A 19,785-nucleotide genomic window follows, 5' to 3' on the forward strand; every position below is an offset into this window, starting at 1 on the left:
CTTATAAATTCGTGAGAGAACCCGTCGAGGCGTAGCTCTGGTAGGTTTTCATTTGCTTGGCTATCTGCGAAATCTTGCTCGCGTACTCAGGGTCGGTCGCGTAACCGGCCTTCTGCAACTCGCGCACAAACTGCTCCGGTTTATCGGCAGCGCTGAGCACTTCTTTATAACGATTGTTGCTCTGCAGCAGCGTGACCAGATCGTGGAAGCTGTCTTGATACGAATCGTAGGAGCGGAAGTCCGCTGTCTCCTTGACCATCTGCCCGCCCTTGAACTCACTGGTAATAGCCCGCGCCTGCGCGCCCTGCCAACTGCCGGTGGCCTTGATGCCAAACAGGTTGTGGCTGCTGCTGCCATCTTGCTGGCGCATTACCGATTTGCCCCAGCCGGTTTCCAGTGCCGCTTGCGCCACCAGATACAGCGGGTCGACACCGATACGGGCGGCGGCCTGCTGGGCCATCGGCAGCATGGTGGCGACAAACGCATCGGGAGAGCCGAACGCTTGCTTGGTCGGAGCCAGTGGTGGCTGCGCTATGGCACGCCCGTAAATCTGCATCCGCCCATGCGCGCCGCTGGCGCTGAGCATCGGCTGGCGGCCGCCCTTGAGCACCGCATCCAGCCCCGGCGAGGTACGCCCCGGCACGCTGCCGGTATTAAGGGTCGAGCGCGCAGGGTCGGCTGACGGCACGATCCCGGTCAGCAGGCGATCCGTGAGTTTGCTCGGCAACGCCAACCGCCGCTGATTGAGCATGGCCATATCGTTTTTGTGCCCGCCCTCTGCCGCAGTCGGCGCGACGGCGACTCGCGAGGCCCACAGCGCACGCTGGCCACTGGAGCGGACAAAGGGGCTGTCCGTGCTAGTGACTGCCGGAGTTTTGACTTCGGTGTTCAGCGCCGTGATGGCCGTAGCCTCCCCCGGCACTGCGGATTTGTTTTTCGACATCTGGCGCATCAATACGTCGGCCAGGCCGATACCGCCGCCCTGGCGGGACAGGGTCACCGACAGTTGCTGGTCGTACATTTCCTGATATTGCTTGGCCGCAGGGGTGTTGAGCGGATTGTCCTTGCCCAGCACTTCGTTTGCCGAGCGCATGGACTTGAGCATTTCGTTGAGGAACAGCGACTCGAATTCCTGCGCAACCTTGCGCATATTCGCGTCGCTTTCGCGGTCGCCGACCTTCAGGTTGTTCAGCCGATTAAGGTCGGTAAACGCCCCGGAATCGCTGCCACTGACCACTCCACTCTTACGCATGTCCATGACGTCGGCCTCAGATCACGATCAGGTCGGCTTGCAGGGCGCCAGCCTGCTTCAGCGCTTCGAGAATCGCCATCAAGTCCCCTGGCGCCGCACCCACTTGATTCACCGCACGCACGATTTCATCCAGCGTAGTGCCCGGGCCAAACTTGAACATTGGCTTGGCTTCCTGCTGGGCGTTAAGGCGCGAGCGCGGCACCACGGCCGTCTCACCATTGGACAATGGGCCCGGCTGGCTGACGATAGGGTCTTCGGTGATGGTCACGGTCAGGCTGCCGTGAGTCACCGCAGCTGGCGAAACCTTGACGTTCTGGCCGATCACGATAGTGCCGGTGCGCGAGTTGATGATGACCTTGGCCACCGCCTGCCCCGGATCGACTTCAAGGTTTTCCAGGATCGACAGGTAATCGACACGCTGGCTTGGGTCCAGCGGCGCAGTCACGCGAATCGAACCGCCATCAATCGCTTGTGCTACGCCAGGGCCGAGCAGGTCGTTGATCTTGTCCACTACCCGCTTGGCCGTGGTGAAGTCCGAACGGTTGAGGTTCAAAGTCAGGCTGTTGCCCTGATTGAAACCACTCGGCACTGCTCGTTCAACCGATGCACCACCCGGAATGCGCCCGGCAGACGGAACGTTGACGGTGATTTTCGAGCCGTCGCGGCCTTCGGCGTCAAAGCCGCCAACCACCAGGTTGCCCTGGGCGACCGCATACACATTGCCATCGATACCCTTGAGCGGTGTCAGCAGCAGCGTGCCGCCGCGCAGGCTTTTGGAGTTGCCGATCGAGGACACGGTGATATCGATCACCTGCCCCGGCTTGGCAAATGCGGGCAGATCGGCGCTGATCGACACTGCCGCAACGTTTTTGAGCTGCACATTGCCCGAGCCCGGCGGCACCTTGATCCCGAACTGCGACAACATGTTGTTGAAGGTCTGCAGGGTGAACGGGGTTTGCGTGGTCTGGTCGCCCGTACCATTCAACCCGACCACCAGGCCATAACCAATCAATTGGTTGGAGCGCACGCCAGAAATGCTGGCGATGTCTTTCAACCGCTCGGCATGGGCGCCCAGGGAGGTCGACAACAGCAACACGGCTGCCAGCAAATGCTTGAGGTTGGACATGGTGAAGTTCATCACTAAAAAGGAAACAACGGGCTAAGGAAGAAGCGGTCGAACCAGCCTGGCTGACTCGCATCGGCAAACGAGCCGGTCCCCGAATAGGTAATGCGCGCATCGGCCACGCGGGTCGAAGACACGGTGTTGTCGGTGGAGATGTCATCCGCCCGCACCAGACCGGCAATGCGTACCAGCTCGTCACCCGTGTTCAGGGTCATCCACTTCTCGCCGCGCACGGCGATGATGCCATTGGGCAACACGTCGGCCACGGTCACAGTGACCGAGCCGGTCAGGCTGTTGCCCTGCCCGGCCTTGCTGTCGCCCTTGGTCGCACGGCTGCCGCTGTAACCGGCGTTTAGGCTCAGGTCGCCACCGCCCAGCGGGTTATTGGTGGTCATGCCGCTGCCGAACAACGAGGTCAGGCCGATGCTGGTGTTGCTGTTTTTACCGATCGCCGAGTTGGCGTTTTTGCTCGCCTGGGTCTTCTCGTTCAGGGTGATGGTAATGATGTCGCCAATGCGGAACGCCTTGCGGTCGCTGTACAGGTTCTGCTCGAAACCGGCCTGGTAAATCGAGCCGTTGTTGGCCGCTGCCGGCAGCGGCGTGCGCGGCAGTACAGGGGCGTAGTACGGATCGTTAGGCCGCGGTGGCGGACTGACGCAACCGGCCACAAAGGTAATGGCGCCCAGTGCCAGAACAGAAAACAAGCGCTTCATGAGCTCTCCCGCTATTTCACGTAATTACAGGTTTTGCGTAACGAACGACAACATCTGGTCAGCGGTGGAGATCACTTTTGAGTTCATCTCGTAGGCGCGCTGAGTGGTGATCATGTTGACCATTTCTTCCACGGTGCTGACGTTCGAGGTCTCCAGCATGCTTTGCATGGTCAGACCAAAACCGTTGAGGCCAGGTGTACCAATTTGCGGTGCGCCGCTGGAGGCGGTTTCCAGGAACAGGTTGCCGCCCTGGGACTGCAAACCGGCCGGGTTAATAAAGTCGGCGGTCTGCACGTTGCCGATCACCTGCGCGGCCGGGTTACCGGCAATCGTCACTGACACGGTGCCGTCCTGGCCTACGGTGAAGGTCTGCGCATCGGCAGGCACCACAATCGCCGGTTCCAGGGCAAAACCGCTGGCGGTGACGATCTGGCCGTTAGAGTCCAGGTGGAATGTACCGTCGCGGCTGTAGGCCGTAGTCCCATCGGGCTGCATGATCTGGAAAAAGCCCCGGCCATTGATCGCCATATCCAATGGCTGATCAGTGGTTTGCAGGCTACCAGCGGCAAAGTTCTTTTGCGTGCCGACGATGCGCACCCCGGTGCCCACTTGCAGACCCGAAGGCAGCTCGCTGTCCTGGGTCGATTGGGCGCCAGGCTGGCGCTTGATCTGATAGAGCAAATCCTGGAACTCGGCGCGATCACGTTTGAAACCGGTGGTCGACACGTTGGCCAGGTTGTTGGAAATGGTGGTCAGGTTGGTGTCTTGTGCAGCCAAACCGGTTTTTGCAACCCACAGTGCTGGAAGCATGGTGCTCTCCTCGCGCGCCGGTTTTTCGGCGCTGCGTTCAAGTAATTAGCTGATGGACAAGACGCGAGTCATGGCCTGATCGTCTTCTTTGGCGGTGTTCATCATTTTGATGTGCAGCTCGAACTGCTTGGAAAGTGCCAGCACCGAGGTCATTTCATCGACGGCATTGACGTTGCTCGCCTCCAGAAACCCCGAGACCACTCGCACGTTGGCATCTGCCACAGCAGGCTGGCCGTCGCTGGTGTGGATCAAGCCGTCCAGGCCCTTGGTCATGGTTTTCAAGTCCGGCTGGACCAGCTTGATCCGGTCCACTTGCGCCATGACGCGTGGGCCTTCGCCCTGGGCGCGGATGCTGATGGTGCCGTCCTGACCAACCTCGATCTGCTGCTGGGGCGGCACCGCAATCGGTCCACCGTTACCCATGATCGGCATGCCATTGCCAGCACGCAGCATGCCAAGGGCGTCCACGTTCATGCTCGCGGTGCGCACATAGGCTTCGCTGCCGTCAGGAGCCTGCACGGCCAGCCAGCCATCGCCGGACACGGCCACATCCAGGTCACGGCCGGTCTCGATCATGGCACCGGGGCTGAAATCGGTTGCCGGGCGCTCAGTCAGGGCAAAAGCCCGCGCCGGAAAGCTGTCGCCAAACACCGGCATCGAACGCGCCTGCTCCAGGTCACGCTGAAAACCGTTGGTCGAGATGTTCGCCAGATTGTTGGCATGCGCCTTTTGCGCCAGTGCGTTCTGACTGGCGCCGGTCATTGCCACATAAAGGTACTTGTCCACAGTCTTTCCTCTGTCTGACGGACGCTTGCCGCCCACCGCTGTACTGCGGTGGTTAAAGCAATTTGCGCACCAACTATTTTTTGACGGTGGGAAAGGCCGGTTTGACCGGGCTGGAGGGAGATTGGCGGACGAGGCGAGAAAGGGAAAAGACGTAAATACGGCGGGGTTCTGCCGGTAGCGGCAAGGCATGGTCTGCCAGACAACGCAAAACCTGCGGGAGCGAGCCTGCTCGCGAAGGCCGTTCGCGAGCAGACAACGCTCCCACGGTTCTACTGCTTCGTCTTGATAATGTCGTGCTCGCGCAGTTTGTTGGCGATGGTGGTGTGGGAAACCCCCAGCCGCTTGCCCAGCAATCGGCTGCTCGGGTGCTCGGAATACAGCTGCTCCAGCACCGCCTTCTCGAAACGCCCGACAATCTGCTCCAGGCCGCCCTCCATCGAAAACTCACCCAGCGGCTGGCGAACGCCGTAATCCGGCAAGCGAATATGCTCGGCCTTTACCATCCCGCCATCACACAGCGAAACCGCCTGAAACAACACGTTCTCCAGTTGGCGCACGTTGCCCGGCCAGTGGTAGTGGCTCAGGCGATCCATGGCCGCAGGCGCCAGACGCGGCAGCGGGCAACCGATTTGTCGGCTGGCCTGATCCAGAAAATGCTCGACCAAAGGCTCAAGTCCGTCCAGGCAATCACGCAGCGGCGGGATGTGCAGCGACAGCACGTTGAGCCGGTGGTAAAGGTCCTGGCGGAACTCACCTTTGGCACATAACTCGGACAGGTCGACCTGGGTGGCGCACATAACCCGCACATCCAGATACACCTCTTCATCGCTGCCGACACGCCGGAAGCAGCCGTCCTGCAAAAAGCGCAACAGTTTGACCTGCAAACGCGGGCTCATTTCACCCACACCATCGAGAAACAACGTACCGCCCGCTGTCAGTTCCAGCAGGCCGAGTTTGCCTTCGGCGCGCGCCCCTTCAAACGCTCCGGGGCCATAACCGAACAGCTCGGTTTCGGCCATCGACTCGGGCAGGCCAGCACAGTTGAGCGCCATCAATGGCGACTGGCCACGGGGGCTGGCCAGGTGACAGGCGCGGGCCAGCAGCTCCTTGCCGGTCCCGGTTTCGCCTTCTATTAACAGTGGCGCGTCCAGCGGCGCCATGCGCCGGGCTTCACGCACCACGGCGGCCATGACTTTCGAACTCTGGAAGATACTGTCAAAACCGCGCAACTCCTGTTTGCGCACATTGTAAATTTGCTCGCCCACGCGGTCAGCGCGGTGCAGGGTAAGGACTGCGCCCGCCATCGCCTCGCTTTCATCGTGCTCCAGTTGCAGCGGTGCAATGTCCGCCAGATACACCAGCCCCTTGATCTTGACCCGCAAGCCATTGATCCGCGACTTGTTGGCCCGTACCAGTTCGGGCAGGTCAAAATCTTCGGCGTAACGCGACAGGGAAATCCCCGGCACCTCGTCGACACGAACCCCGAGCAACTGCGCGGCGGCACGGTTGGCGGCAACGATGCAACCGCCCATATCAATGGACAACACCGGAAACTCCAGCGCCCCGAGCAAGGCATTGAGTTCCATATGCCTGCGTTCGCTGGGCATCAAACCTACGCGCTTGACTCCGAATACACCGGCGATGGTTTCAAACTTCGGACGCAGGGCCTGGAATTGCAGGTTGATCAAATTTGGGCAGTACAGGTAAATCGCATTGCCCTGATCGCCCCCCACCTCGCCCCGCTTGACGTTGATGCCATAGGCAACCAACAGGTTGAGAATGTCGCGAAGAATGCCAATCCGGTTTTGGCAGTGGACTTTGATGCGCATGGGCAGGGCTCGGGAATAACTAACAATGGAGATCCAGTGTGGGAGCGAGCCTGCTCGCGAAGGCCTCAAGAGCGCCTTTCGCGAGCAGGCTCGCTCCCACAGAGAAGTTTTCCTACTTCAGTGGCATTTCATCGTCACGATTTTGTGACAGTTTTGCTGTCGGTTACTCAGCAATGACAGAGCAACCATCACATCGTAACGATTACTTTACGAATTAGACGCATCATCCCAGCATTACTGGCTTAAGGCTAGCTGTACGACGCAATCACTTGGGGTATCACTAAGGCATCGCAACAACGCCGAATAATAAAAACGATTTCCTTGCGGAGAGCCCCATGAAGCAAACGAAATACGTCGCCCGTGAGCCGGATGCCAATGGCTTTATCGACTACACACCTGCAGAACACGCGGTGTGGAACACGCTGATTACCCGTCAGTTGAAACTGCTGGAAGGCCGCGCCTGCCCTGAGTACATGCAAGGCATCGAGAAGCTTGGCCTGCCCCACGACAGAATCCCGCAACTGAGCGAAATCAATCAGGTATTGGGCGCCACCACCGGCTGGCAAGTTGCCCGCGTACCCGCGCTGATCCCCTTCCAGACCTTCTTCGAATTGCTGGCCAATAAGCAGTTCCCGGTAGCGACCTTTATTCGCACCCCCGAAGAGCTGGATTACCTGCAAGAGCCCGATATTTTCCACGAAATCTTCGGCCATTGCCCGCTGCTGACCAACCCGTGGTTTGCCGAGTTCACCCACACCTACGGCAAGCTGGGGCTGCAAGCGAGCAAGGAACAGCGCGTGTATCTGGCCCGCCTGTACTGGATGACCATCGAGTTCGGCCTGGTCGACACCCCTGAAGGCAAGCGCATTTATGGTGGCGGGATTCTTTCATCGCCCAAAGAAACGGTTTACAGCCTGTCGTCAGAACCGGAACATCAGGTGTTCGATCCGCTGGAAGCCATGCGCACGCCGTATCGCATCGATATTTTGCAGCCGCTGTATTTTGTCCTGCCGGACTTGAAGCGACTGTTTGACCTGGCCCACGAAGACATTATGGGCATGGTCGAAAAAGGCATGACAATGGGCCTGCACGCGCCAAAGTTCGCGCCTAAACCCAAAGCGGCTTAACCCGACTTTTTATACTTACATCAATAAAAACCGAATTCAGGAATCCACCATGAACGCACTGAACCAAGCCCACTGCGAAGCCTGCCGCGCCGATGCTCCACAGGTCAGCGACGAAGAACTGCCGATGCTGATCAAACAGATCCCCGACTGGAACATCGAAGTTCGCGACAGCGTCATGCAGCTGGAAAAGGTCTTTCTGTTCAAGAATTTCAAGTTCGCACTGGCCTTTACCAATGCCGTGGGCGAAATCGCTGAGGCTGAAGGCCATCACCCAGGCCTGCTGACCGAGTGGGGCTCGGTCACCGTGACCTGGTGGAGCCACTCGATCAAAGGCCTGCACCGCAACGACTTCATCATGGCCGCGCGCACTGACGAAGTTGCAAAAACCGCCGAAGGCCGCAAGTAATGCACTTTGCCGCTATTGGTCGGGTACCGGGCGACCCGATTCTTGGTTTGATGGACGCCTACCAGCAGGACAACAACCCCGACAAGTTCGACTTGGGCGTGGGCGTCTATAAAGACGCCAATGGCCTGACGCCGATCTTGCAATCGGTCAAACAGGCCGAACAGCGCCTGGTAGACCAGCAGCAGACCAAAACCTATATCGGCGGTCATGGCGACAGCCGTTTTGGGCAACTGATCAGCGAACTGGTACTGGGTGAGGACTCGCTCCTGCTGGCGGGCAAACGTGCAGGCGCCACCCAGACTCCGGGTGGCACCGGCGCGTTGCGCCTGAGCGCCGACTTTATCGCACAATGCCTGCCGGGCCGCGGCATCTGGCTGAGCGATCCGACCTGGCCGATCCATGAAACCATCTTTGCCGCTGCCGGGCTGAAGATCAGCCACTACCCGTACGTGGGCAGCGACAACAAGCTCAACGTTGCTGCGATGCTCGAAGCGCTGGAACACGCGCCAAAAGGCGATGTGGTGCTGCTGCACGCTTGCTGCCACAACCCGACCGGGTTCGACCTGTCCCAGGCTGACTGGCTGCAGGTACTGGACGTAGTACGCCGCCGCGAACTGTTGCCGTTGATCGACTTCGCCTACCAAGGCTTCGGCGATGGACTGGAAGCAGATGCCTGGTCGACTCGCCTGTTTGCCCGTGAGCTGCCGGAAGTCCTGATCACCAGTTCGTGCTCGAAGAACTTCGGCCTGTATCGCGAACGTGTCGGCGCCTTGATTGTGTGTGCCCATGATGCCGAAAAGCTGACGGACATCCGCAGCCAGTTGGCTTATCTGGCGCGCAACCTGTGGTCCAACCCGCCGGATCATGGCGCAGCAGTGGTGGCGACGATCCTCGGCGATGCACAGCTCAAAAGCGTGTGGATCGAAGAAGTGGAAGCCATGCGCAGCCGGATCGCGCAATTGCGCAGCGGTCTGGTAGAAGCACTGGCGCCATTCGGGCTGGCTGAGCACTTCGCGCATATTAATCAGCAACGCGGGATGTTTTCGTACACCGGCCTGACTCAGGAGCAAGTCCAGTTGTTGCGCGAGAAACACAGCGTGTACATGGTCGGTTCCGGTCGCGCCAACATGGCCGGAGTAGACGGCACCCGCCTGAGCCTGCTGGCCAAGGCAATTGCGCAGGTGTGTACTCACTGACTTTCGACACATCTGAAATCCGTAGCAGCTGACGAAGGAACGAGGCTGCGTCCGGCTGCGCAGCAGTCGCAAAACCATTGAGCCTTGGTGTTTCAGATACATCGAGTTCACCGGGTTTACGTCGACTGCGTCGCCGGACGCAGCCTCGTTCCTTCGGCAGCTGCTACGGGGATTTTGTTTGCCTTGTAGCCGCCGCATGAAAAACTCGATACAAATCCCCCCAGACGCAATAAAAAGACAAATTGTCACACTTCGTCCTGTATCCTTAGCAAGCTACTTAAACACACCTTGCGAGGAGCGCGACGATGCACGAGATCCCAAACCTCCCCTTCCCAAGCCTGCATGAAACCCAGCAGCCAATCCCGCAACACACCAGTGGCGAAAACTCCGCACTGGACGAGGCTTCAGAAAGCCTCCAGGCCGACAGCGAAGACTGACGGTTCGCAATCAGACGGTGCGAAAAGCATCTGGTTTTTCACACCGTCTGACACAATCGCTCCACCCCCCCTATTCCGGATTCAAGCGTGACTGACAATTTCAGCGAAACCCAAGCCAGCGTTTTGATCGGCACCGCCGAAAAAATGATCGACCTCTGGGAACGCCTAAGCCCCGAAAAACAAGCAACCTTGCTCAAGCGTTTCGGCACCCAGGAAAATGCACTGGCGGCTTTAATCGCGACACAATTGGTTGCACCGTTGTAATCTGCCCCAACCGCTCCCCGCAGGACCCCTACCCCATGCCTGAAACACAGCGCCCTATGGCAATCACACTACAAGTGGTTTCCATTGTTCTGTTTACCTTTATCGGCTATTTGAATATCGGCATTCCGCTGGCCGTACTGCCCGGTTACGTACACAACCACCTCGGCTACGGCACCGTAATCGCCGGGCTGGTGATCAGCGTGCAGTATTTGGCCACCCTGCTGAGCCGCCCGTACGCCAGCCGCATCATTGACACCCGGGGCAGCAAGCGCGCCGTGATGATTGGCTTGGCTGGCTGCGGCCTGAGCGGTGTGTTTATGCTGGTGTCCACCTGGCTGACGAGCATGCCGGCCTGGAGCCTTGCCAGCCTGTTGATCGGCAGGCTGGTGCTGGGCAGCGCGGAAAGCCTGGTGGGTTCCGGCTCCATCGGCTGGGGCATTGGCCGGGTTGGCGCACAAAATACCGCCAAGGTGATTTCCTGGAACGGCATCGCCAGTTACGGCGCGATTGCTATTGGCGCGCCATTGGGCGTGGTGATGGTCGGCCATCTGGGCATGTGGAGCCTGGGGGCAAGCATCATTGCCCTGGGAGCCCTGGGCGTGTTGCTGGCCTGGCCAAAACTGGCCGCGCCCATTGTCAGCGGTGTGCGCTTGCCGTTCCTGCATGTGCTGGGGCGAGTGCTGCCCCACGGCACCGGGCTGGCCCTGGGCTCGATCGGCTTTGGCACCATCGCGACCTTTATCACCCTGTACTACGCAACTAATCACTGGGAAAACGCAGTACTGTGCCTGAGCTTGTTTGGCGCCAGCTTTATTGGCGCACGGCTGATATTCGGCAACTTTATCAACCGTATCGGCGGCTTTCGGGTGGCGATTGCCTGCCTGAGCGTCGAGACCCTGGGCCTGCTGTTGCTGTGGTTGGCGCCGAACCCGGAACTGGCGCTGGCGGGCGCGGCCTTGAGTGGCTTCGGCTTCTCACTGGTGTTCCCGGCACTGGGGGTTGAAGCGGTCAACCTGGTGCCCGCCTCCAGCCGTGGTGCAGCGGTGGGCGCGTACTCGCTGTTTATCGACCTGTCACTGGGCATCACCGGGCCGCTGGTGGGCGCCGTAGCCGCAGGCTTTGGCTTTGCTTCGATCTTTCTGTTTGCGGCACTGGCGGCGCTCAGCGGGTTGTTGCTCAGTGTGTATCTGTATCGCCAGGCGCAGAGAGCGAGAGTCACTTAATGCCTTTGGGGATTGGGGGACTCTCTAGAAGTCCACCTTGCCCCGCCCAGCCTTGATGCTGCCGCGCTTGGTCTTGGATTCCAGGCGACGCTTTTTCGAACCCAGGGTCGGCTTGGTCGGGCGGCGTTTTTTCTCGACCTTGGTCGCGCTGACGATCAACTCGACCAAACGCTCCAGTGCATCGGCCCGGTTCTGCTCCTGGGTGCGATATTGCTGGGCCTTGAGAATCAGCACACCATCACTGGTGATCCGGCTGTCACGCAGCGCCAGCAGCCGCTCCTTGTAAAACGGCGGCAGCGACGAATTAACGATATCGAAGCGCAAGTGCATGGCGCTTGAGACTTTATTGACGTTCTGCCCGCCCGCTCCCTGGGCACGGATTGCCGTCAGCTCGATCTCGGCATCAGGGATATGCACGTTGTTGGAAATTACCAGCATCAAAAATGGGTCCGTCTTCAGGGCGTGCAGGATACCCCACAAACAACAAACCCGGCGCAATGGCCGGGTTTGTTGATTTCAGCGCTCAGCTTATTTGGCTGAACTGTAAGCCGCTGTTGATGCTTGCAGCGCACGCTTGTTCTTGATCAGGAAGCACATCCACATAAAGGCCACCCATACCGGAATCGCGTAGACCGACACACGAATCCCCGGGATCAACAACATGATCACCAGAATAAACGCCACGAATGCCAGGCAAACGTAGTTGCCATACGGATACCACAGCGCCTTGAACAGCGGCGTTTGCGCTGTTTTATCCATGTGCTGGCGGAACTTGAGGTGCGAGTAGCTGATCATCGCCCAGTTGATCACCAGCGTGGCCACTACCAACGACATCAGCAGTTCCAGCGCATCGTGCGGCATCAGGTAGTTGAGCAGAACTGCAATCACCGTGACCGCAGCCGAGGCCAGGATCGAGTTGACCGGCACACCGCGCTTGTCGATTTTAGCCAGCACTTTCGGGGCATCGCCCTGTTGCGCCATACCCAGCAACATGCGGCTGTTGCAGTAAGTACCGCTGTTGTACACCGACAACGCCGCGGTCAGGACCACAAAGTTGAGGATATGCGCAGCGGTGTTGCTGCCCAGCATCGAGAACACTTGCACGAACGGGCTGCTGCTGTAGCTATCGCCACCGGCATTGAGGGTTTCAAGCAACGAGTCCCACGGGGTCAGCGACAGCAGGACCACCAGGGCACCGATGTAGAAAATCAGGATCCGGTAGATCACCTGATTGATTGCCTTGGGGATCACGGTGCGTGGCTTGTCGGCTTCTGCGGCGGTGAAGCCAAGCATTTCCAGACCACCGAAGGAGAACATGATAAAGGCCATGGCCATGATCAGACCGGTAGTCCCGTTGGGGAAAAAGCCGCCATGCTCCCACAGGTTGCTGACCGATGCCTGAGGACCACCGGTGCCGCTGACCAGCAGATAGCTGCCCAGAGCAATCATGCCAACAATCGCCACAACCTTGATGATCGCAAACCAGAATTCGGCCTCGCCAAACACTTTGACGTTGGTCAGGTTAATCAGGTTGATCAGGACGAAAAAGGCAGCTGCCGAGGCCCAGGTCGGGATCTCCGGCCACCAGTAGTGCACGTATTTACCGACAGCGGTCAGTTCTGACATACCCACCAGGATGTACAGCACCCAGCAGTTCCAGCCCGACATGAAACCGGCAAAGCCGCCCCAATATTTATGCGCAAAGTGGCTAAAAGAACCGGCTACCGGCTCTTCGACGATCATTTCGCCGAGCTGGCGCATGATCATGAAGGCGATAAAGCCGCAGATCGCATAACCCAGAATCATTGACGGGCCGGCCGATTTCAGCACCCCGGCCGAACCGAGGAACAGGCCAGTACCAATCGCGCCACCGAGGGCTATCAGTTGGATATGACGATTTTTCAGGCCGCGTTTAAGCTCGCCCGAATGCGAGGTATTTCCACTCATTGAAAAGGTCCCACACAAGGTTTGATGTGATTCAGTGCGTTGTAACTTGAGCACCAGAGGCAGTGATCGAAGGGTCTACAACACAAATCAAACCCCAGCGCAGACGCCAGGAATCCAAGGTTGTTTCACGAGTCATGCGTCACCTGTTTGTTTTTATCTGTGACGGAATCGAACCCGCAACGCTTGTGGCATTGCGGAATTAACAAGGCGGATAGCCTTGATGTTTTGGCCAATCGGCATATCACCGAGTGGCACAAAATGCGCGGGTACGCAATTGAGTCACAGTTAAAACGCGGCGCATTGTACACCCGCACGAAGGCAAGATCCCATCACACAGCTGATTGCAAGACGAAACAAGCCGCCATTCGGGCAGGAAGTGTCCTAAATCTATAAAACTCGGAAGATTTTCATTACAGAGAGCGGTTTTTAGCGGTTTAAGGTCAGTAAGTGGTTGAATTCGTATGGATTTATTGACGGACTGTAACGATTATTTGCCACTCAGATTTTTAACCGTAGCAGCTGCCGAAGGAACGAGGCTGCGTTCGGCGGCGCAGCCGTCGTAAATCCTGACATCCGGATTTGACTGGCACACCGAGCAATCTGATTTTGCGACGACTACGTCGCCGAACGCAGCCTCGTTCCTTCGGCAGCTGCTACAGGGCTTTTTTCAGGTATAAAAAAACGCCAGCCCCTGGGGGCTGGCGTTCTTTTTAGCGCGCTACAAGCTTACTGCGGCTTGCGGCGACCGAAGCCCGGGCGCTGGCCCGAACCGGCCGGGGCGCCACGGCGCTTGCCCGACGGTGCATCGTCAACCAGCTTGGGGCCTGAACGGCTCGGCTTGGTTGGACGCTTGTTAACTTCGCTCGGACGCTCAGCGACTGGTGCACCACGACCCGCTGGCACACGGTCAGTACGACCTGCCGGCTTGCGTGCCGGACGAGCAGCTTCTTCGCGAGCAGGACGCGCAGGACGCTCGCCTTCGATGTGCGGCTGGCGCGCAGGGCGCGGAGCCAACGGAGCACCTTCGGCCGGGCGCAGAGTGCGTGCAACACGATCAGTACGCGCCACAGGACGCGAAGATTTACGCTGCATACGCTCAAGCTTGTCTTTGCTCTTGGCGTTCATTTGCGGCATGGCAACTGGCGTCAGGCCAACTTCAGCGCTGAGGATATCGACCTCAAACTGGCTCATTTCGCGCCAGCGACCCATTGGCAGGTCGGAGTTGAGGAACACCGGACCGAAACGCACGCGCTTCAGACGGCTGACCACCAGGCCCTGGGATTCCCACAGGCGACGTACTTCACGGTTACGGCCTTCCATCACTACACAGTGGTACCAATGGTTGAAGCCTTCGCCGCCCGGAGCCTGCTTGATGTCGGTGAAACGCGCCGGGCCGTCTTCCAGCACAACGCCGGCCTTGAGGCGCTCGATCATCTCGTCGTCCACTTCGCCACGTACACGTACCGCGTATTCACGGTCCATTTCGTAGGAAGGGTGCATCAGGCGGTTAGCCAATTCACCGTCAGTGGTGAACATCAGCAAGCCGGTGGTGTTGATGTCCAGACGGCCGATGTTGATCCAGCGGCCTTCTTTTGGACGCGGCAGTTTGTCGAACACGGTCGGACGGCCTTCAGGGTCGTCACGGGTGCAGATTTCGCCGTCGGGTTTGTTGTACATGATCACGCGGCGAACCGATTCGGCTGCCTCTTCACGCTTGATCACCTTGCCATCGATGGAGATGGCGTCATGCAGGTCTACGCGCAGACCCAGGGTTGCATCCTTGCCATTGACCTTGATCCGGCCTTGGCTGATCCAACTCTCTACGTCGCGACGCGAGCCAACGCCAATACGGGCGAGGACTTTTTGCAGTTTTTCGCCTGCTGGGCCAATTTCCTGGCTGTCTTTAGGGTCTAGATCACTCATCTGGGCACCTCCCGGTGTGTCAATTCAGGCGAGCGCCTGAAGTGTTAAAAATGGGCCTTGGAGCTCTATAGAGCCCCAGAGGGTCGCGAATCATACGCTGATGTTGGCCATTGCGCATCAAAGCCTAGTCACGAAGTGGGTTTCCTACTTCTTTTTCCGCCGACCGGTGGCCTCAAGCGCTAGCAAACGCAGGGCCGACTCGGCCAGCACCGCACGTTTTTCATCCTTGCCGAGTTTCTTCCAGCCTTTGATTTCAGCTTTGGTGCGCCCGCAACCGATGCAAATGTCATCGGTAAACTTGCAGACACTGATGCAGGGGTCCTTGGGTGAACTCATGGATATACCTCAATTGCTTTTTTGTGGGAGCGAGCCTGCTCGCGATGGGATCGCTACGTCAGTCACAGATACACCTCGCCGATCAAATCGCGAGCAGGCTCGCTCCCACAGAGGTTTTGCGTCAGTCGTCCAGCTCGCGGCGTTCCTGTTCGATGGCTTCGGCTAGCGCCTGTGCCTCAAGCTCTTCATCGCTCAAGGCGGATCGCTGCTCAAGCGCAGCAACGGCTGCGCGCAAGCGCTCGCGGGCCAGTTCGGCCGCAGAGGGTTGCTGCGGTTGTGGTTGCGCCTCTATCTCTGGTTCCGGTTCCGGTTCCGGTTCTGGTTCTGGTTCTGGTTCTGGTTCCGGAACATCAATTGGCGCCGCGTCGCGCAACAAGTCATCAAAGTCGGTTTTAAGACCTTCTTCCATCGAGTCCAGTTCCGTCAGCAGGGTGCGGAAGCTGGTTTCGTCTTTCGGCTCTTCAGGCTCTGCGCTTTCGTCAGCCAGGGTCTGAAGATGCGCAGGCACCGGGGCGTCGTCAAAATCGAGGATCGGATCTGGCTCCAGCTCGCGCAATTCGGCCAACGGAGGCAATTCGTCGAGGCTTTTGAGGTTGAAGTGGTCGAGAAAGCCCTTGGTGGTCGCGAACATCGCGGGCTTGCCCGGCACGTCGCGATACCCCACCACGCGAATCCACTCACGTTCAAGCAGGGTTTTGACGATATGACTGTTCACCGCCACACCGCGCACATCTTCAATCTCGCCCCGGGTAATAGGCTGGCGATAGGCAATCAGCGCCATGGTTTCAAGCATGGCTCGCGAATAGCGCTGCGGGCGCTCTTCCCACAAGCGTCCGATCCAGGGTGAGAATTTCTCGCGGATCTGCAGGCGATAGCCCGAGGCCACCTCCTTGAGCTCAAACGCCCGGCCATCGCAGGATTTGCGCAACAGCTCCAGGGCCTTTTTGAACACCGGCGGTTCCGGGCGCTCGCCTTCTTCAAACAATTCAAACAGGCGCTCAAGGCTTTGCGGCTTTCCCGAGGCCAACAGAAAGGCCTCAAGCAAGGGGGCCAGCTCGCGGGGTTCAGTCAAATTCATGGTTTCAGCTCTTTATTCGGCTCTTGCCCGCACATGGATCGGCGCGAAGGGTTCATTTTGCACCAATTCGATCAGCGACTCTTTGACCAGCTCAAGAACGGCCATAAACGTCACGACCACGCCCAACTTGCCTTCTTCGGCGGTAAACAGCTCGACAAACGGTACAAAACCGCCGCCCTTAAGGCGTTCGAGCACGTCGCTCATCCGTTCGCGGGTCGACAGAGCCTCACGGCTGACCTGGTGACTTTCAAACATGTCGGTGCGGCGCAACACTTCAGCCATCGACATCAGCAGTTCTTCCAGCGCCACATCCGGCACCAGCTTGCGCGCCCGCGCCTCGGGCGCGTCGAGTTTGGGCACAAACACCTCGCGCCCTACCCGGCTCAGCCCCTCAATCCCTTCAGCAGCAGCCTTGAACCGCTCATATTGCTGCAGGCGGCGGATCAGTTCGGCCCGAGGGTCGCCCTCGTCCTCTTCGATTGCAACCGAGCGCGGCAACAACATGCGCGACTTGATCTCGGCCAGCATCGCAGCCATAACCAGGTATTCGGCGGCCAATTCCAGGCGCACGGTTTTCATCAACTCGACATATCCCATGTACTGGCGGGTAATTTCCGCCACTGGAATGTCGAGGATGTCGATGTTTTGCTTGCGGATCAGGTACAGCAGCAGATCGAGCGGGCCTTCAAAAGCATCGAGAAAAACCTCCAGCGCATCCGGCGGGATGTACAGGTCTTGCGGCATTTCGATGACGGCCTGGCCATAGACCATAGCGAGCGACAGTTCTTGCTGGGCACCGGCCTGGGCCTCTACCGCCTCAGGAGCTTGAACGTCAGACATCAGGCCTCGACCATAAAGGGTTCAGGGTCGCCACAGCCCACGCGCACGATTTCGGGATCACCACTGTCCACCATACTGATCACGGTGGAGGCCTTGTTGCCGCCAAAACCGCCATCGATGATCAGGTCGACCTGTTTTTCCAGGGCGTCGCGGATCTCGTACGGGTCTTCCATCGGCTCGCTTTCGCCCGGCAGAATCAGGGTGACGCTCATCAGCGGCTCGCCCAACTCTTCAAGCAGCGCCAAGGCAATCGGATGGCTCGGCACCCGCAAACCAATGGTGCGGCGCTTGGGATGCAGCAGCAGGCGCGGTACTTCGCGGGTGGCGTTGAGAATAAAGGTGTAAGGCCCCGGCGTGTGCGCCTTGAGCAAACGGAAGGTGCCGGTGTCGACCTTGGCAAACAGCCCCAACTGAGAAAGGTCGCAGCACATCAGGGTAAAGTTGTGCTTGTCGTCCAGGTTACGCAAGCGCTTGATCCGTTCGATCGCGCCCTTGTCGCCCATCTGGCAACCCACGGCGTAGGACGAATCGGTGGGATAAATCACCACCCCACCCTTTTTGATGATGTCAACGGCCTGTTTGATCAGGCGCGGTTGTGGGTTTTCCGGATGAATCTGGAAAAATTGACTCACAGTGTTTACCTGTTCAGACGTTGGCTGTGGGTTGCTCATATTTGAATCGACACCACAATGGCGGTAGATCTTCCGGGATGGGACGGTACTCGCCGATCTCGGACCAACCTCCTGGGCCATGAAAATCACTGCCGGCACTGACCAGCAGACCGAACTCACGCGCAAGGATCGCCAAGCTGCCAACCTGTTCGGCTGGCTGATGCCCGTTGACCACTTCAATTGCGTGACCCCCAGCTTGAATATAGTCGCCAATCAGCCGTCGGCGCTTGCTACGCGTGAAATCATAGTGCGAAGGGTGCGCCAGGCTGACCCAAGCGCCCGCTGCTCGCAGGGTCGCGACGGTGTCTTCAAGGGTCGGCCAATGCAGTTTGACGTCGCCCAACTTGCCAGCACCCAGCCACTTGCGGAACGCTTCGGCGCGGTCCTTGACGTAGCCAGCCTCGACCAGGTAGTCGGCAAAGTGCGGCCGGGCCGGGGCGTTTCCACTGTCACCCAAGCCCTGCTGAATGGCTCGCGCGCCTTCAAGCGCGCCGGGCATGCCTTTGAGCGCCAGCTTGCGGCTGATCTCCTCAGCCCGCAGCCAGCGGCCATCATGAAGTTTGGCAATCGCCTCGACCAACGCCGGAGCATTGACATCAAAACCATAGCCGAGCACATGAATCGTGGCCCCACCCCAGGTGCATGACAATTCAACGCCGTTGATCAGCGTCATGTTCAACGCCTGCGCCGCAGCGCGAGCTTCGTCAAGGCCTTCAAGTGTATCGTGATCGGTCAGGGCCAGGACTCGCACACCTTTCTCGAACGCACGCGCGACCAGTACCGCAGGCGCCAGGGCGCCATCGGAAGCTGTGCTATGGCAATGCAAGTCAATTTCCACGGGAATTTAATAACCTCTAGCTGACGCTTTCGCTGTCATTGATGTTTGTTATTATGCCGCTACATCCTGCTTCTGGCTGCCACTGTGAAACAATTCATCGACTTCATCCCGCTGTTACTGTTTTTCATCGTTTATAAAACCGATCCACGCATCGTCGAAATCGGCGGGCATAGCCTGTCGGTAGGGGGCATCTACAGCGCTACTGCAATGTTGATCGCCAGCTCGCTGGTGGTTTACGGGATTCTGTTTTTCAAGCAGCGCAAACTCGAAAAAAGCCAATGGCTGACCCTGGTTGCCTGCCTGCTGTTCGGCAGCCTTACCCTGGCTTTCCACAGCGAAACCTTCCTCAAGTGGAAAGCACCGGTGGTGAACTGGCTGTTTGCACTGGCGTTTGCCGGTAGTCATTTCATCGGCGACAAACTGCTGATCAAGCGCATGATGGGGCACGCACTGAGCCTGCCGGATGCCGTATGGACCCGCCTGAACCTGGCCTGGATCGGGTTTTTCCTGTTCTGCGGCGCTGCCAACCTGTTCGTTGCGTTCACCTATCAAAGCATCTGGGTCGACTTTAAAGTGTTTGGTAGCCTGGGCATGACCGTGCTGTTCCTGATCGCCCAAGGTATCTACCTGTCGCGTCATCTGCATGACACCGACCCAACCATCCCCAAGACCAAGGACTGACATGCTCTACGCCATTATTGCAACAGACGTCGCCAACTCGCTCGAAGCTCGCCTGGCTGCCCGCCCGGCGCACCTTGAGCGTTTGCAACAGCTTAAAGCGGCAGGTCGCATCGTGCTGGCTGGCCCGCACCCGGCCATCGACAGCAATGATCCGGGCGCTGCCGGCTTTACCGGCAGCCTGGTGGTGGCCGAATTCGAGTCCCTGATCGACGCCCAGGCCTGGGCCGCGGCTGACCCCTTCGTTGCCGCTGGCGTGTATGCCAATGTCAGCGTCAAGCCGTTCAAGCAAGTCCTGCCGTAACCTG

Annotated in this window: 22 protein-coding genes; 8 read left to right on the forward strand and 14 right to left on the reverse strand. The window is 58.8% G+C overall.

All coding sequences use genetic code 11. The annotated features are described in order from the left end of the window. Window position 1: 1 nt before the first annotated feature. The 6 genes from flgJ to V6L79_RS19525 all read right to left on the reverse strand — a co-directional run bounded on the left by flgJ (window position 2) and on the right by V6L79_RS19525 (window position 6,513). Window positions 2–1,258, reverse strand: coding sequence for a flagellar assembly peptidoglycan hydrolase FlgJ (gene flgJ / locus V6L79_RS19500; RefSeq protein WP_338579368.1), 1,257 nt, complete (start codon window positions 1,256–1,258; stop codon window positions 2–4). Between the two features lie 10 nt (window positions 1,259–1,268). Then, window positions 1,269–2,378 carry a flagellar basal body P-ring protein FlgI gene (locus tag V6L79_RS19505; RefSeq protein ID WP_261738989.1) on the reverse strand — a complete coding sequence of 370 codons (1,110 nt, stop codon included), beginning with the start codon at window positions 2,376–2,378 and terminating at the stop codon, window positions 1,269–1,271. Window positions 2,379–2,392: 14 nt separating this feature from the next. Then, on the reverse strand, window positions 2,393–3,088 hold the full coding sequence (gene flgH / locus V6L79_RS19510) for a flagellar basal body L-ring protein FlgH (protein WP_261738990.1): 696 nt from the start codon (window positions 3,086–3,088) through the stop codon (window positions 2,393–2,395). A gap of 24 nt (window positions 3,089–3,112) precedes the next feature. Further along, window positions 3,113–3,898: a flagellar basal-body rod protein FlgG gene (gene flgG / locus V6L79_RS19515; protein ID WP_261738991.1), complete on the reverse strand. Its 786-nt coding sequence runs from the start codon at window positions 3,896–3,898 to the stop codon at window positions 3,113–3,115. Window positions 3,899–3,943: 45 nt separating this feature from the next. Then, window positions 3,944–4,684: a flagellar basal body rod protein FlgF gene (locus tag V6L79_RS19520; protein WP_261738992.1), complete on the reverse strand. Its 741-nt coding sequence runs from the start codon at window positions 4,682–4,684 to the stop codon at window positions 3,944–3,946. A 269-nt stretch (window positions 4,685–4,953) separates the two neighbouring features. Then, window positions 4,954–6,513, reverse strand: a complete 1,560-nt coding sequence (locus V6L79_RS19525; protein ID WP_261738993.1) for a sigma-54-dependent transcriptional regulator — start codon at window positions 6,511–6,513, stop codon at window positions 4,954–4,956. A 335-nt stretch (window positions 6,514–6,848) separates the two neighbouring features. Between V6L79_RS19525 and phhA the strand changes: the two genes are divergently transcribed. The 6 genes from phhA to V6L79_RS19555 all read left to right on the forward strand — a co-directional run bounded on the left by phhA (window position 6,849) and on the right by V6L79_RS19555 (window position 11,166). Beyond that, a complete protein-coding gene (phhA, locus tag V6L79_RS19530; protein WP_261738994.1) occupies window positions 6,849–7,640 on the forward strand; it encodes a phenylalanine 4-monooxygenase in 792 nt (263 codons plus the stop codon). A gap of 49 nt (window positions 7,641–7,689) precedes the next feature. Next, a complete protein-coding gene (locus V6L79_RS19535) occupies window positions 7,690–8,046 on the forward strand; it encodes a 4a-hydroxytetrahydrobiopterin dehydratase (protein ID WP_338579369.1) in 357 nt (118 codons plus the stop codon). Next, on the forward strand, window positions 8,046–9,242 hold the full coding sequence (locus tag V6L79_RS19540; protein ID WP_338579370.1) for an amino acid aminotransferase: 1,197 nt from the start codon (window positions 8,046–8,048) through the stop codon (window positions 9,240–9,242). The genes V6L79_RS19535 and V6L79_RS19540 overlap by 1 nt, the downstream gene beginning before the upstream one ends. A 305-nt stretch (window positions 9,243–9,547) precedes the next feature. Then, window positions 9,548–9,679, forward strand: coding sequence for a hypothetical protein (locus V6L79_RS19545; RefSeq protein ID WP_261738997.1), 132 nt, complete (start codon window positions 9,548–9,550; stop codon window positions 9,677–9,679). 87 nt (window positions 9,680–9,766) lie between these two features. Further along, on the forward strand, window positions 9,767–9,943 hold the full coding sequence (locus tag V6L79_RS19550; protein WP_261738998.1) for a hypothetical protein: 177 nt from the start codon (window positions 9,767–9,769) through the stop codon (window positions 9,941–9,943). A 35-nt stretch (window positions 9,944–9,978) separates the two neighbouring features. Further along, on the forward strand, window positions 9,979–11,166 hold the full coding sequence (locus tag V6L79_RS19555) for an MFS transporter (protein ID WP_261738999.1): 1,188 nt from the start codon (window positions 9,979–9,981) through the stop codon (window positions 11,164–11,166). A 24-nt stretch (window positions 11,167–11,190) separates the two neighbouring features. On the opposite strand, the gene arfB is transcribed toward V6L79_RS19555, so the two are convergent. From arfB to V6L79_RS19595, 8 genes are all read right to left on the reverse strand, one after another. Further along, the gene (gene arfB, locus V6L79_RS19560) at window positions 11,191–11,604 is read right to left on the reverse strand and encodes an alternative ribosome rescue aminoacyl-tRNA hydrolase ArfB (RefSeq protein WP_261739000.1); all 414 of its coding nucleotides are present in this window, start codon (window positions 11,602–11,604) and stop codon (window positions 11,191–11,193) included. 90 nt (window positions 11,605–11,694) lie between these two features. Beyond that, window positions 11,695–13,113 (reverse strand): amino acid permease, encoded by a 1,419-nt coding sequence (locus V6L79_RS19565; RefSeq protein ID WP_321833969.1) that lies wholly within the window; start codon window positions 13,111–13,113, stop codon window positions 11,695–11,697. 726 nt (window positions 13,114–13,839) lie between these two features. Continuing rightward, complete coding sequence (rluB, locus tag V6L79_RS19570) at window positions 13,840–15,036, reverse strand: 23S rRNA pseudouridine(2605) synthase RluB (protein WP_261739002.1); 1,197 nt, start codon at window positions 15,034–15,036, stop codon at window positions 13,840–13,842. Between the two features lie 144 nt (window positions 15,037–15,180). Further along, entirely contained in the window at window positions 15,181–15,372 is a 192-nt protein-coding gene (locus V6L79_RS19575; RefSeq protein WP_261739003.1) for a DUF1289 domain-containing protein, read from the reverse strand. Window positions 15,373–15,493: 121 nt separating this feature from the next. Then, window positions 15,494–16,450, reverse strand: coding sequence for an SMC-Scp complex subunit ScpB (gene scpB / locus V6L79_RS19580; RefSeq protein ID WP_338579371.1), 957 nt, complete (start codon window positions 16,448–16,450; stop codon window positions 15,494–15,496). A 12-nt stretch (window positions 16,451–16,462) separates the two neighbouring features. Next, entirely contained in the window at window positions 16,463–17,161 is a 699-nt protein-coding gene (locus V6L79_RS19585) for a ScpA family protein (RefSeq protein ID WP_321836527.1), read from the reverse strand. Window positions 17,162–17,289: 128 nt separating this feature from the next. Continuing rightward, the gene (locus V6L79_RS19590; protein ID WP_261739005.1) at window positions 17,290–17,922 is read right to left on the reverse strand and encodes an L-threonylcarbamoyladenylate synthase; all 633 of its coding nucleotides are present in this window, start codon (window positions 17,920–17,922) and stop codon (window positions 17,290–17,292) included. Between the two features lie 13 nt (window positions 17,923–17,935). Continuing rightward, window positions 17,936–18,799 carry a PHP domain-containing protein gene (locus tag V6L79_RS19595; protein ID WP_261739006.1) on the reverse strand — a complete coding sequence of 288 codons (864 nt, stop codon included), beginning with the start codon at window positions 18,797–18,799 and terminating at the stop codon, window positions 17,936–17,938. A gap of 84 nt (window positions 18,800–18,883) precedes the next feature. Here V6L79_RS19595 and V6L79_RS19600 point away from each other — a divergent pair, with 84 nt between their 5' ends. Together V6L79_RS19600 and V6L79_RS19605 are read left to right on the forward strand one after the other, a co-directional pair. Next, window positions 18,884–19,480, forward strand: a complete 597-nt coding sequence (locus V6L79_RS19600) for a septation protein A (protein WP_338579372.1) — start codon at window positions 18,884–18,886, stop codon at window positions 19,478–19,480. A gap of 1 nt (window position 19,481) precedes the next feature. Continuing rightward, complete coding sequence (locus V6L79_RS19605) at window positions 19,482–19,781, forward strand: YciI family protein (RefSeq protein ID WP_261739008.1); 300 nt, start codon at window positions 19,482–19,484, stop codon at window positions 19,779–19,781. Window positions 19,782–19,785: the final 4 nt, after the last annotated feature.

This window comes from Pseudomonas sp. ML2-2023-6 (assembly GCF_037055265.1).
GTDB lineage: Bacteria > Pseudomonadota > Gammaproteobacteria > Pseudomonadales > Pseudomonadaceae > Aquipseudomonas > Aquipseudomonas kulmbachensis.

What these genes read in the sequence shown, in the direction of transcription:
- flgJ (WP_338579368.1), bottom strand. Translation starts at nt 1,258, where the DNA reads ATGGACATGCGTAAGAGTGGAGTGGTCAGTGGCAGCGATTCCGGGGCG.
- V6L79_RS19505 (WP_261738989.1), bottom strand. Translation starts at nt 2,378, where the DNA reads ATGTCCAACCTCAAGCATTTGCTGGCAGCCGTGTTGCTGTTGTCGACC.
- flgH (WP_261738990.1), bottom strand. Translation starts at nt 3,088, where the DNA reads ATGAAGCGCTTGTTTTCTGTTCTGGCACTGGGCGCCATTACCTTTGTG.
- flgG (WP_261738991.1), bottom strand. Translation starts at nt 3,898, where the DNA reads ATGCTTCCAGCACTGTGGGTTGCAAAAACCGGTTTGGCTGCACAAGAC.
- V6L79_RS19525 (WP_261738993.1), bottom strand. Translation starts at nt 6,513, where the DNA reads ATGCGCATCAAAGTCCACTGCCAAAACCGGATTGGCATTCTTCGCGAC.
- phhA (WP_261738994.1), top strand. Translation starts at nt 6,849, where the DNA reads ATGAAGCAAACGAAATACGTCGCCCGTGAGCCGGATGCCAATGGCTTT.
- V6L79_RS19535 (WP_338579369.1), top strand. Translation starts at nt 7,690, where the DNA reads ATGAACGCACTGAACCAAGCCCACTGCGAAGCCTGCCGCGCCGATGCT.
- V6L79_RS19540 (WP_338579370.1), top strand. Translation starts at nt 8,046, where the DNA reads ATGCACTTTGCCGCTATTGGTCGGGTACCGGGCGACCCGATTCTTGGT.
- V6L79_RS19545 (WP_261738997.1), top strand. Translation starts at nt 9,548, where the DNA reads ATGCACGAGATCCCAAACCTCCCCTTCCCAAGCCTGCATGAAACCCAG.
- V6L79_RS19555 (WP_261738999.1), top strand. Translation starts at nt 9,979, where the DNA reads ATGCCTGAAACACAGCGCCCTATGGCAATCACACTACAAGTGGTTTCC.
- arfB (WP_261739000.1), bottom strand. Translation starts at nt 11,604, where the DNA reads ATGCTGGTAATTTCCAACAACGTGCATATCCCTGATGCCGAGATCGAG.
- V6L79_RS19565 (WP_321833969.1), bottom strand. Translation starts at nt 13,113, where the DNA reads ATGAGTGGAAATACCTCGCATTCGGGCGAGCTTAAACGCGGCCTGAAA.
- rluB (WP_261739002.1), bottom strand. Translation starts at nt 15,036, where the DNA reads ATGAGTGATCTAGACCCTAAAGACAGCCAGGAAATTGGCCCAGCAGGC.
- V6L79_RS19575 (WP_261739003.1), bottom strand. Translation starts at nt 15,372, where the DNA reads ATGAGTTCACCCAAGGACCCCTGCATCAGTGTCTGCAAGTTTACCGAT.
- scpB (WP_338579371.1), bottom strand. Translation starts at nt 16,450, where the DNA reads ATGAATTTGACTGAACCCCGCGAGCTGGCCCCCTTGCTTGAGGCCTTT.
- V6L79_RS19605 (WP_261739008.1), top strand. Translation starts at nt 19,482, where the DNA reads ATGCTCTACGCCATTATTGCAACAGACGTCGCCAACTCGCTCGAAGCT.